Source organism: uncultured Eudoraea sp., assembly GCF_947258925.1.
Lineage (GTDB): Bacteria > Bacteroidota > Bacteroidia > Flavobacteriales > Flavobacteriaceae > Eudoraea.
This window is the reverse complement of sequence record NZ_CAMYKG010000042.1, coordinates 1-12,268: the sequence shown is the minus strand read 5'-3', so window position 1 is coordinate 12,268 and position 12,268 is coordinate 1. Positions and strand designations below refer to the sequence as shown.

Annotated in this window: 14 protein-coding genes; 8 read left to right on the top strand and 6 right to left on the bottom strand. The window is 36.6% G+C overall.

Translation table 11 applies throughout. The features are described from left to right. Positions 1 to 45: 45 nt before the first annotated feature. From Q0X77_RS13355 to Q0X77_RS13335, 5 genes are all read right to left on the bottom strand, one after another. A complete protein-coding gene (locus Q0X77_RS13355) occupies positions 46 to 2,073 on the bottom strand; it encodes a S9 family peptidase (protein ID WP_297798176.1) in 2,028 nt (675 codons plus the stop codon). Positions 2,074 to 2,287: 214 nt separating this feature from the next. Beyond that, entirely contained in the window at positions 2,288 to 3,052 is a 765-nt protein-coding gene (locus tag Q0X77_RS13350) for a hypothetical protein (RefSeq protein ID WP_297798174.1), read from the bottom strand. A 24-nt stretch (positions 3,053 to 3,076) separates the two neighbouring features. Continuing rightward, entirely contained in the window at positions 3,077 to 3,592 is a 516-nt protein-coding gene (locus Q0X77_RS13345; RefSeq protein ID WP_297798172.1) for a nuclear transport factor 2 family protein, read from the bottom strand. 80 nt (positions 3,593 to 3,672) lie between these two features. Beyond that, positions 3,673 to 4,437 carry a hypothetical protein gene (locus tag Q0X77_RS13340; protein WP_297798170.1) on the bottom strand — a complete coding sequence of 255 codons (765 nt, stop codon included), beginning with the start codon at positions 4,435 to 4,437 and terminating at the stop codon, positions 3,673 to 3,675. 44 nt (positions 4,438 to 4,481) lie between these two features. Continuing rightward, on the bottom strand, positions 4,482 to 4,997 hold the full coding sequence (locus Q0X77_RS13335; protein WP_297798168.1) for an ester cyclase: 516 nt from the start codon (positions 4,995 to 4,997) through the stop codon (positions 4,482 to 4,484). Between the two features lie 253 nt (positions 4,998 to 5,250). On the opposite strand from Q0X77_RS13335, the gene Q0X77_RS13330 reads away from it, so the two are divergent. Then, positions 5,251 to 7,164: a tetratricopeptide repeat protein gene (locus Q0X77_RS13330; protein WP_297798166.1), complete on the top strand. Its 1,914-nt coding sequence runs from the start codon at positions 5,251 to 5,253 to the stop codon at positions 7,162 to 7,164. Between the two features lie 2 nt (positions 7,165 to 7,166). Beyond that, entirely contained in the window at positions 7,167 to 7,904 is a 738-nt protein-coding gene (locus Q0X77_RS13325) for a response regulator (protein ID WP_297798164.1), read from the top strand. Positions 7,905 to 7,955: 51 nt separating this feature from the next. Here the strand turns inward: Q0X77_RS13325 and Q0X77_RS13320 are convergent, their stop codons facing one another. Continuing rightward, positions 7,956 to 8,561, bottom strand: a complete 606-nt coding sequence (locus Q0X77_RS13320; protein ID WP_297798236.1) for an FMN-binding negative transcriptional regulator — start codon at positions 8,559 to 8,561, stop codon at positions 7,956 to 7,958. A 138-nt stretch (positions 8,562 to 8,699) separates the two neighbouring features. On the opposite strand from Q0X77_RS13320, the gene Q0X77_RS13315 reads away from it, so the two are divergent. The 6 genes from Q0X77_RS13315 to Q0X77_RS13290 form a co-directional block, all read left to right on the top strand. Further along, positions 8,700 to 9,338, top strand: a complete 639-nt coding sequence (locus Q0X77_RS13315; RefSeq protein WP_297798162.1) for a hypothetical protein — start codon at positions 8,700 to 8,702, stop codon at positions 9,336 to 9,338. Between the two features lie 15 nt (positions 9,339 to 9,353). Next, on the top strand, positions 9,354 to 10,685 hold the full coding sequence (locus Q0X77_RS13310) for a 2TM domain-containing protein (RefSeq protein WP_297798160.1): 1,332 nt from the start codon (positions 9,354 to 9,356) through the stop codon (positions 10,683 to 10,685). Positions 10,686 to 10,821: 136 nt separating this feature from the next. Beyond that, positions 10,822 to 11,103 (top strand): 2TM domain-containing protein, encoded by a 282-nt coding sequence (locus Q0X77_RS13305; RefSeq protein WP_297798158.1) that lies wholly within the window; start codon positions 10,822 to 10,824, stop codon positions 11,101 to 11,103. A 78-nt stretch (positions 11,104 to 11,181) separates the two neighbouring features. Beyond that, the gene (locus Q0X77_RS13300) at positions 11,182 to 11,484 is read left to right on the top strand and encodes a 2TM domain-containing protein (protein ID WP_297798156.1); all 303 of its coding nucleotides are present in this window, start codon (positions 11,182 to 11,184) and stop codon (positions 11,482 to 11,484) included. Between the two features lie 23 nt (positions 11,485 to 11,507). Next, positions 11,508 to 11,825: a 2TM domain-containing protein gene (locus Q0X77_RS13295; protein WP_297798154.1), complete on the top strand. Its 318-nt coding sequence runs from the start codon at positions 11,508 to 11,510 to the stop codon at positions 11,823 to 11,825. Between the two features lie 63 nt (positions 11,826 to 11,888). Then, the coding region (locus Q0X77_RS13290) for a response regulator (protein ID WP_297798152.1) at positions 11,889 to 12,268 on the top strand (380 nt) is incomplete at its 3' end.

Genomic DNA, 12,268 nt, shown 5'->3' with positions numbered 1-12,268 from the left:
ATTTTCTTCAACCGGTATAATCCATTTTATGGATTATTCGCAAGATTATTCGTTTTTATATTTTTCAAACCAGGCTAATACACTTGCTATCTTGGCCACCAAATTGCTGGGTTTATTGGCAATACCATGAGAAGCTCCGGGAATTCGAACCATTGCAGTTTCTACTTTTTCCAGTTTAAGTGCCGCGTAAAACTGCTCGGACTCGGCGATGGGAGTACGGTAATCTTGCTCACCGGTCAATAGCATTGTTGGAGTGGAAATATTTCCCACATAGGAGAGGGGTGATCGTTTGAGATAACTGCTCGGATCTTCCCAGGGTTTGTTAGGGAACCAATATTTATAGAAAAAACCCGGACCATCTGCATAAAGAACAAAACTATACCAGTTAATAACAGGTTTAGCTACCACGGCTGCTGCAAATCTGTCGGTCTTTCCAACTATCCATGCAGAAAGGACACCTCCTCCGCTACCTCCTGTGACAAACATGTTCTTTTCATCAACTATACCTTTTTTAATTACTGCATCAACTCCAGACATCAGGTCATCATAATCGTGGTTGGGGTAATCATGGTGAATAAGATTCCCAAATTCTTCTCCATAACCGCTACTCCCTCTGGGATTTGTGTATAAGACCAAATATCCCTGAGCGGCGTATAATTGAATTTCTGCTGAAAAAACAGATCCATAACTCGCAAAAGGTCCGCCGTGAATTTCGAGAATAAGAGGGTATTTTTTGGAGGGATCATAATTCGGTGGTTTAACCAACCAGCCTTGTATTTTTCTTTGGTCAAAGGAAGATTCCCACCAAAGCTCTTCAACCTTTGCAAGGTTTCTATATGAAAATATATCATCATTTAGGGCCGTAATTCTTCGGGCACTGTTTTTGTAAAATGTTCCTAAATCTGCCGGATGCCCTGTACTCCCCAGGGTATAGGCAAATTTGTTGTTATTGGAAACGGTAAAGGATGCGGCATTGTAGGGCCTGCCTAAAGATAGACCCCCCAATTTATCTACCATCTTCGTCATTTTACCCGATGTAGAAATGAAGCCAATTTTCGTATCTCCTTTGTCATTGTATTGAAAATAAAGTCCCTTGCCATCACCGGACCAACGTATGTTCTGGATGGTCCTGTCAAAATCTCCGGAAAGTAGCCTGGAATTTGTTCCATCAGCATTCATGATGTATAATTTTGAAATCTGATAGCCTTGATATTTATCATCCAAGCCGGTATAAGCAATATGCTTTCCATCTGGTGAAAGTACTGGCCCATTATCCGGGCCAAGCCGATTTGTAAGTGCTCTGACTGAATTATCAGCCAATTTTAGTTCGTATATTTCACTATTTCTGGGTTCAAATTCATGATTCTCATGAAGATTTGCTGAAAAATACAAGCTGCTATTATCCTTAGACCAAATAGGAGTACCGTGATTATGTTCAGAAAAGGTAATTTGCCGGGGAGTTCCTCCATCCGTGGATAGTATAAAAAGCTGTCTGTTACCACCCTTGTAATAGCCCTGGCCATCTCTACGATAATTTAGCTCATCAATATAAATCGGTGGTTTATTCCATTTTGCACCTTCCGGTTTTGGAGGTAGTTTAACGATAGACTCAGACTTTTTAGGGGCAAACATTGTAAATGCCAAATGTGTATCATCATGTGACCAACTCACTGCTGTTGGAGATGATTTAGAGTTTGTCAGTGCCACGAATTCCTTTGTATCCATCCACATCATAAAGAGTTTATTTTTGTTATCCTGCATATTGGATTTGAAAACAATACGAGTGCCGTCGTGTGACCAACGTGGGGCCACATCATTATGATTTCCTGTAGTCAGAGGCCGGTTTTGGGTACCATCAAAATTGACTATCCACAAATTGGAAAGATTCTTGTCTGTCATAATATCCTTAAAATTCCGTACATAAATAATTTTGGTCCCATCCGGTGAGACCTGTGGATCAGAGACAAATTCCAAATTAAAAATATCGGTGAGTTCGAGATTGGACTTGTTTTGTCCGGAAACTACGCTGCTTAATACAAAGGCAATGATGAAGAAAGATAAAACTTTATGCATGATGTGGATTTTGGATTTCTGGGAAAATTAGTAAAGTTTGTTGTAATGCTCTAATTGTGACACCAATAATTTTTACTACCGGGAGTGCATAGTGATCAAAAATAAAACCCGGTTTCCCGGGTCTTAAGTAGTTGGTTAGTTAAGTATATTCTGTCAGTACTACGTGGTAAAGATCTTTATGATCTTTACAGAGCTGCATCCTTCAATAGGAGATCTATTGTCTGGCTTGAGCACTAACGGTGCCTCCAAGACCACTTAGATCTTCTCTATAGGTCCATAATTCCGAGCGGTCACCTTTTGTGGCGGCCTCTACATCCTTCAGAAAATCAGCAAAGCTCCCTGAGCCATGTACTTCTTCATACTTTTTCATAAAAGTATCTTCACGGCCCATCCATCCAGAATTGCTAAAGAAATTTACAAATGCCATATCTCTGCCATCTTCAGTGTCCGGCATTTCATTAGTGTAAACACCATAAGGTTCATCCGGACTCTTTTCAAGATTAACTTTTTTAACTCGTTCCAGGATACTAATCATTTCAGGATATTTGAATCGTTTAAAATCTACCATAAATACTGATAAATATTTTAAATTAAAATCATTTGGAAAATTAGAGAAATTTGGATGAAACCTCCAGTAGGTAACGTCACTCTCAGCGGTAGTGTAGGGAACCACATTTTTACTCCAATCCTCATCATGACCATCCACTGCAGGTCTGCTGTCCATTGCGCTCCAGGGTAGCGGACCCATTACCCACATGTATTTCCCGGCATTTTTTCCGTTCGAGATCCAATAAACACGGGCACCATGTATTCCTTCAGCATGATATTTCTTATTGTGTGCAGCCAAGCCTGCTTCCAATTCAGCTGTTTTAGATGGTACAGCTGTAATCATGACATTTTCCATGACCATGTATTCGTCAGTGTTCTGTGAGATTACCAAAAAGGGAATCATTAACAATAAGTAAATAATTTTTCTCATTTTGTATGTTTTAATTAGTCAATTTTAATTTTCCATTTCTTCTTCGACTTCTTCCATTTCGGCCTCTATCTTTTGCATCACAGCCATATATTCCGATAAATCATAATAGGCATGTTCTTCCACTATTTTGCCATCTGCAAATTGCACCGTCAGGTGAACCGGTATTGTAAGCTTCTGATTATTGGCTGCAATAGTTCCTTCCCAGGTACCCCAGAAATTCACCCATTTTTCAGCCTTATCGTCAACCACCATTTCATAGAAGATGTCCTTGTCTGTAAATCCATAACTGGATGCACCTGCAAGCAGATCTTTAAGCCCTTCCAGTACTTCTGCCGCTGAACTCTCATCCAGGGTATTGTGGGATAATTTAGCCGTATCGGCATAGTGAGACATCCATGTAGTCCAATCTCCTTCATTGTAGGCTTTAATATGGGCTTTTGCCACATCTATTTCCGGGGAAGAAGAGAAGTATCTTGGTTCCGCATTTTTACAGCTTATAAAAAATGTAGTAGCCAGACAGATTAAAAGAATTTTTTTCATGTTTAAAATATTTAATTAAGGGTTAGTGAATAAAATAGACCCCATCGATTTTTTCAATCAATGAGGTCATTAGTTAATTTTTATTTGGAAGGACTATAAGCCATATCGGGTCTCATACTTCCCGTAAATTCTTCATATTTTAATAAATTACTTCTTAGTTCGCCATATAATTTGGGCCATTCATCACCCAAAAGCTCGTTATTAGCGGTTACTTTCGCACTATAGTCAGCAGAATTCTTTGCAGCTGCGGCCACCATATAAAATTCCCCCCTGGTGCCAAAACCACTTTTGTAAACTCTGTAATAGAATTTGGAGCCTTTGCTTGCAAATAAATTGGTTATCTCTTCCATAGTCTTTTTTACCATTACACGATTTGAAGGTGTAATATGGAAATAGAAGAATTTGCGATAATCTTCGCCTTCAGGTGTTTGCGTAATACCATCTGGCATGTATGAAAGTGACTCGTCTAAATGTATAACATAATCCTGTTCAACATCATAACATTCATCCATTCTGTTAAACATATTGGAGAAAGTTTCTTTACCCATTTTTTCCATAAGGGTAGCGAAGATGGGCTTATCAATATCTGCCATATTAGCAATAGGGGATACCCACAGGTAGCGGTCATCCTCTGTATTAGTCACTATAGTACTTATTTCCTGAATGTTGTGTTTCTTTAAGTTATCTGTAAGTTCTTTACAGACCGCTTCGTAATCGGCTACTTTGGAAGGTTTTACTACATCTTCATGAACCCAATATGCCTGGCTATCGCTTTGACAGAAGGCTGTAGTGCCCATTACCAATCCTAAAAGTAAACTTGTTAATTTTGCATTTAATGTTCTCATTGTTTATTAAATTTTAGTTAATGAATTAATATTTACGATTTAATTTATTCCAATATTGGCGCTTCCAACGTATAACCCAGCTGCTGAAGCAGGTCTAGTTCGTTATAGTACACATCCTCTTTATATAATTTTCCCTCATCTGTAAAATAAAGATGTGATAGTCCCTGAATTTTTATTTTTTTCCCGGTTGCCGGCATTTCGCCAAAAATGCCTGTATTACTTCCTGTGCATTCCCAATTCATAAAGAGATTGTTCCCTTCGATATATAAATTATTGTATTGAATTTTTAAATCAGGAAATCCTGTAAAAAAGACATTCATATGAGCCCCTAATTCATTTTCATTTGCAGCAACGTTGATTCCATTGAGAATTCTAATAAAATCCTTTGCTACTAATTCATTTAGTTTGGTAACATTCTGATCATTCCAACAAGAATCAATAAACACATCTAAATTTTTAGTTAGTCTTTCATCCATAGACAATTGATCACTTCGTTGTTTGGAATTGCATGCCGTAATTACAACTAATAGAATTAAAATACATGTAATTGATTTCGACATGTCTTACAGAAAGTTTCCTCCATAGATACTTGCAATACCTATTCTTTATGCTAAAGAAACAATAGCAGGGTATATATGAAAGCATAAGCGGACGAATTGCCCTTATTACTGTCCGAAAGTCTATTTTAATTTAACGAAGCAATAATTAATGTTATAATTTGTATATTTAAAAAATACTGGCCCCATCGGTTAAGATTTGAATAAAATGATAAGCCGATTTGATAAGGTTTTAATATTCTGCCTTTGTTCATTTTTGAACCATCACCTTGGTCTGGCCCAGATTGTAGATTTTAAAAGTGAAAATTCCTACAAGAGAGTATTTGTTGATACAGATAATTTTGGAATTTCTTACTTAGATGTCCTTGAAAACTCCTATCGCCAAAGTAATACAGATACAATTCAATTTAATATTCTGAATGACCTGGCTTATTACTGGCATACCAGAAATTTAACGAAAGCACTGCAATTTGCAGAAGAAGGATTACGTCTTACCCATGAAAAGAAAGACACCCTTTGGGAGGGAAGGCTCCAAATTACTGAGGGAGCCATTCTTTTAAGAATGGAAAAACTGGATAGTGCAAGGACTGTTCTGGAATCTGCAATGAAAAAGGTGTTGAAGAAGGATTTGCCATTACTGTATACACAATTGGGTTATGTATATGAAAGGAAAGGTAAACTAGACAAGGCCGCCGATATAGCCATGGAAACCTTGCAATTGGGTGAAGAATTAAAAGATAAAAGGGCCATAGCAGTTGCCATGAGTGATTTAAGCAATTTATTCTGGAAACAGTCGCGTTATGAACGAGCCTTGGAATATGGTTTAAAGTCATTGGCCCTTTTCGAGGAACGAGGCTTAAATGACCTCGATTATGACTTTACACTATATGTTGTTGGTAATTGTTATTTGGCTTTGAACAGACATGATGAGGCCCTTAATTACTTTGAACATTCTATTGCTATTGGTGAACGGTACGGGTTCTATAATAATTTGTGCGATGCGTATATCTCAAAGGTATATTTAAAGGCTTATTTGAACAACTTTGACGAGGCAGAAATAGCAGGTAAAAATGCCTTAAAATATGCGAATTTGCTGGATAATAACTTTATGATGATGCGTTCCTGGTTGGCAATAGGAAAATTACAGAACCTCCAGGGTAAATATATATCCGCGATAGATAGTTTAGAAAAGAGTATTGCTATTGCAACAGATGATTTTGGGGATAGTTTTTATCTGAGTCAGGCCTATGAAGAATTAGGGAAAGCCTATGCCGGGAATCACAATTACCGGGAGGCATATCAGGCCTATGCGCAATATGATAAACTTAAAAAACTAATTTTTACGACCGAAGCAGATCAACACATTTCATTATTGCTTACAGAGTTTGACTTGGCCCAAAAGGAGAGCACCATTATGGTACAGGAAAATCAATTGAAAAAGCAAAGATCCACTCAGTTGCTCATGACACTTATTGGCGGATTATTGCTTTTCATTTTATTGTTATTATACAATACAGTTCGCACAAATAAGAAGAAAAATGAATTACTCAAAAAGCAAAATACTGAAAAGGAATTTTTGCTTAAGGAAATACATCATCGCGTAAAAAATAATATGGAAGTAGTATCAAGTCTTTTATCGCTGCAATCCGAACAAGTCGGGGATTCCAAGGTTGCGGATGCCATGCGTAAAAGTCAACATCGTGTTCATAGCATGAGTATGATCCACCAAAATCTATATGTAGGTAAAAGCCTTTCTTCTATAAAAATGAAAGCGTATTTTTTAAACCTGGGAAGCTTCATTTTAGATATTTATGGGGCCTCTGATAGAGTTCAATTAATATGTGAGATGAAGGAACTCGATCTGGATGTTGATACTGCAATCCCAATAGGATTAATTGTTAATGAATTGCTCACTAATTCACTTAAATATGCATTTCCCGATAACCGGTCAGGTGAAATTCGGATTAGCCTTAAAGAATCCGGAAACCAGCTACAACTCGATGTGTCCGATAATGGAATAGGAAAAAATTATCACCATAAGATTGAGGGAACAGGATTTGGGACCCAATTAATAGACTTATTAACCAGACAATTAGACGGTAAAATGACCTTAAATATTAATAAAGGAACAGCTGTTTCTTTCGAATTTCAAAACCACAAAGCAGCCTGAACATGGAAAACATTATTCGAATTTTAATAGTAGAAGATGATATGATTATTGCAGCTAATCTTTCATTGCAACTGACAAAATTGGGTTATGAAGTTATAGGAATTGTATCTCGTGGGGAGGACGCAATCACTACTGCAAACCAAAATAATCCTGATATTATTCTTATGGATGTAAATCTTAAAGGTTCCATAGATGGTATTGATGCTGCTATTGCAATTCACCTGCAAAATGAAATACCTATCATATATTTAACGGCCAATAATGACGACCTGACTTTTGCAAAAGCAAAAGCTACACAACCTTATGCATTTATATCCAAGCCATTCAATATAATAGATTTACAACGCTCGATTGCTTTGGTGGTTGAGAAAATTGGGAAAAAAGGCAGTTTACAGCAAGATCAATTTGAAAGTAACTTGCAGGTACTACCCGATCGAATATTTGTCAGACATAATGGAAAAATGGTTAAAATACTATTAGACCAGATTCTGTTTATTGAGGCGGAACGCAATTACTGCAATATAGTAACAACTATAGGTAGATATCTGGTTGTAAGCACTTTAAAAACAATTGAATGCGAATTAAAGGATAGTTGTTTTATACGAGTGCACAGGTCGTTTATAGTGAATATTTGTAAATTGGATGTTGTGGCGGATAGTCATTTAGAAATTGAAAGAAAGGTTATTCCCATTAGTAAATCTTATAAGGAATTATTATTGGGAAGATTACATACTATTTAACGAATTCATTTAAACTATTCTTTATTGTTTAGATAGAATTCAACCCACCTTTTAATTCTTTTTCATGGCTTTGGCTATTTCTTTACTTCCCGGGCTACCATTTTTATCTAATTCTTCAATAATTTTCCGATGATCTTGTTGCCTTCCCTGTGATAACTTATATGCTGCCTGAATTTTTTTAATTTCAACCTCAAACCCTACTATACCTTTAACCTGTTTTAAGGTGTTTTTAGACAAATTATTAAGAGATATTGGATGCTCTGACTGCTTTTCATATTTGTCGACCAATTTATGAAGAGAGGCCATCAGGGCTTTCTCTTCCTGTATTTTTAACCTCCCATAAATATGGACTGCGATATAATTCCATGTAGGAACTTCTTCCTCTGCGTACCAGGATGAAGAAACATAGCTATGTGGTCCGTTAAATATACACAGGACTTCATCGTTTTCGGTAAAATGTTTCCATTGTGGATTTGCCTTTGCCAGATGACCGTAGAGAATGTCATTTCCATCATCGTCTTTGTCGAGTTCCAGGGGGATATGTGTGGCCCAGGGTTTTCCCGTATTATTGGATATTAAAATTCCAAAGGAATTATTATCAAGGAAGTCTTTTACTTCCTCAAGGTTCTCATTTTTATATTGTTGAGGTATATACACGGTTTCCAGTATTACTATTGTGAACAAGGGAGGTCTAAATTACAATTAGTCACTCAAAAACTACAATTGAGAAAGTTTTTTTTACTTCCGCGATGGTTTTGGGTCAATTTTGAACTGTAAACCATTAAAATATAAAAAATGAAAATCAAATTATTAGTAGTATGTCTGATGATAAGTTTATCCGCATCTAGCCAGGATAAATATACAACAGGGATGCAAAAGGCATTTGCCCTTTGGGGTGCCGAAAAGGCAATTGAGGCGTCCAATCTTTTTGAACGTATCGCAATGGCCCAAACAGACAACTGGTTGCCATATTATTATGTAGCCCAGATAAATACATTGCAATCTTTTGGTGAAACAAATGAGGAAAAGTTAAGCCGGCAGTTAGCCAAGGCCCAGGAATTTATTGACATAGCGAAGGCGATATCACCTGAAAACCCGGAAATACTTATACAACAAGCTATGATCCATACGGCTTGGATCGCTTTTGACGGGGCCACATATGGGATGACTCTATCTGCTAAAAACGCTGCTATTTATGCTCACGCTTTGGATCTTGCTCCTGATAACCCCAGAGTTGTATTGTCTAAGGCGGAATGGGACATGGGTTCAGCGAAATACTTTGGTAAGGATACAACCCCCTATTGTAAAGACGTAGCACGGTCAATAGAACTTTTTACTAACTTTAAACCTGAGGGGCCATTTTACCCTAATTGGGGCAAAGAAAGGGCTATTATGATTCTGAATAATTGTAATGATCCGGAAGTAAACAAATAATTAAGTTTATAAAGAATGAGATACCTGTTTAAGACATTTTTGGTTGGTGTAGTTATAGGTCTGGTCTTAACTGTGATTTTTATTGCTATTGAATTCTTAACAAATGGTTCGGTCGAATTTGATAAAGGATTTTTCATAGGTGTTGGTTATAACATGCTTTATTCCGTAATACTGACCATCATTAACAGTTCTTTTTTTGATTATTTGAATCATAAGGTTGTTTGGAAAAAATATCGCAGGTACAGGCTTGTTATCGGAGCATTGGGTGGAATAGTGCTAACTATGATAGGTATTCTTTGGATAAGAGTAATGATAAGAATGGGTTTCGAAGGAGCTAGTTGGGAGGAATTTCTTGCTGGGGAAAGGGCTAAATATTACCTGATAGCGCTATTGATAACCATAGTGTTTACACTCTTCTTTCATGCATTTTACTTTTACAGGGCTTTACAGGATAAGAAGGTCAAGGAACAGAAAATAATTGCCGGGACAGCATCGGCAAAGTTTGATGCTCTGAAAAATCAATTAGATCCACATTTTTTATTTAATAGTCTAAACGTGCTTACCAGTTTAATTGAGGAAGATCAGGATCAGGCACAAAAATTTACAACCTCGCTTTCTAAAGTATACAGGTATGTACTTGAACAAAAAAACAAGGATCTCGTTACAGTCGATGAGGAACTGCAGTTTGCCAAAACCTATATACGTTTGCTGAAAATGAGGTTTGAAGACAGTATTATCTTTGATATCCCTGAGAAGTGCAGTAATCCTGAAGCCAAAATAGTACCGCTTTCTTTGCAACTTTTGTTGGAAAATGCTGTAAAACACAACATCGTTACCAGCTCAAGACCTTTGCATATTAAAGTTTTCGAAGAAGGTAATTCGCTTGTTATACAAAATAATTTGCAAGAGAAACAGGTGGTAAAGAAAAGCAGTGGGGTAGGACTGCGGAATATTCAACAGCGTTATAGTATCCTGTCCAACAAAGAAGTTCAAATTACAAAAACAGCTAAGGACTTTTCCGTCGTGCTACCCATTCTTATTAAAAAGGTTAGTATGCAAGAGTCACAGCAAAGTTATATCAGCGATAAGCGATATCAAAAAGCCAAAGAACGAGTAGAGGCAATTAAGGGTTTCTATGGAAATCTTACTGCATATTGTATTGTAATCCCATTTTTAGTATGGTTAAATTTTAGGACAACGAGCTTTCCGTGGGCGATCTTTCCTGCCATGGGATGGGGTTTTGGACTACTGATGCATGGAATGGAGGCCTATGGCTATAATCCTCTATGGGGAAAGAGATGGGAGGAAAGGAAAATTAAAGAATTAATGGATAACGATAAGTTTTAGGAAAAGATTCGGTTATTTCAAAATCACAACCCATCCGTTATTTCATACGTTTGAGAAACTTAAATTTAGAATTTTATCTGGTATTTCGGAATTTAGAATTGTAATTAGTATCAGAATCATTTCGAACATAGGAATTATGGAAAATAAGAGGATAGAGTCAAGTTATTTTAGAGCAAAAGAAAGGGTAAAAGCTATAAAAGAATTTTATGTCAGTGGTATTTTATACTGTTTGGTTATTCCTATTCTCATAGGGATTAATTTTCAGACTACCAGCTTTCCCTGGGCAATTTTTCCGGCTCTGGGCTGGGGCTTTGGCCTTATCGTCACAGGTATGGCTGCCAAAGGAATTAATCCACTGTGGGGGAAGGAATGGGAGCAAAGGAAAATTCAGGAATTAATTGAAAATAATAATTTTTGAGTAATTCAGAAATCAAAACAATGGGTAAACCATTTTTGAAATAACACTAAATTATGGATAACCACTAATAAAAATATCATGGAAGATTTTAAAAAAGAAGCAAAATACCTGCGAGCCAAGGAAAGAGTTATGGCCCTAAAGAAATTCTACGGAAACCTCTTATCATACGTGCTGGTTATAAGCCTGCTGGCAGCAATTAATTACTGGACTAATGATTGGCGTTATATGTGGTTTCTATGGGCCGCATTCGGATGGGGAATTGGGATATTTTTTCACGCGATTAAAACGTTTAACCTAAATCCATTTTTTGGTAAGGATTGGGAAGAGCGCAAGATAAAAGAGATCATGCGGGAAGATGAACATCAAAACAAGTGGGAGTAAACTAATTAGAAAAAATGATTCTTATGGATATTGACAATAATGAGAAGTTTGAAAGAGCCAAGAAGCGAGTAGAGGAGATAAAGGGATTTTATATACATTTGGCAGTTTATATAGTGATAAATTCTTTTATTCTAGTAAATGTCTATATAAGGACTATGGCGGAAGGGGAAAGCTTTTGGCAGTTTCCCACATTTTTTACAATGATATTTTGGGGAATAGGACTTGCATTTCACTGGGCGCACGTATTTAATTATAATCCGTTGTTTGGTAAAAATTGGGAAGAACGCCAAATTCAGAAGTATATTGAAAAAGATAAGCATGAAGCTGACAAATTCAAATAGTGAATTTTATTGGATAAGTGTTTAATTATTTAACAAATAATAGCAATTGAGTAAATTTTTAGAATGAAAGTATTGATAATTGAAGATGAAAAGCCCGCCGCAAGAAGACTCGCAAGGCTGCTCAACGAACTTAATGTTAATGTATCCACTATGCTTCATTCTGTGGAAGAATCAATAAGTTGGTTTGAAAACAATGAACATCCCGATTTGATTTTTCTGGATATTCAATTATCCGATGGTTTATCTTTTGAAATATTTGATGTTGTTGAAGTGAGAAGCGCAATCATTTTTACTACGGCCTATGATGAATATGCGCTACAGGCATTTAAACTAAATAGTATAGATTATCTGTTAAAGCCAATTGATGATGAAGAGTTAGAAAGTGCAGTGCGAAAATATCAAAACCTGAAACCGGATCACAATCAAATAAGTCTGGATTTTGA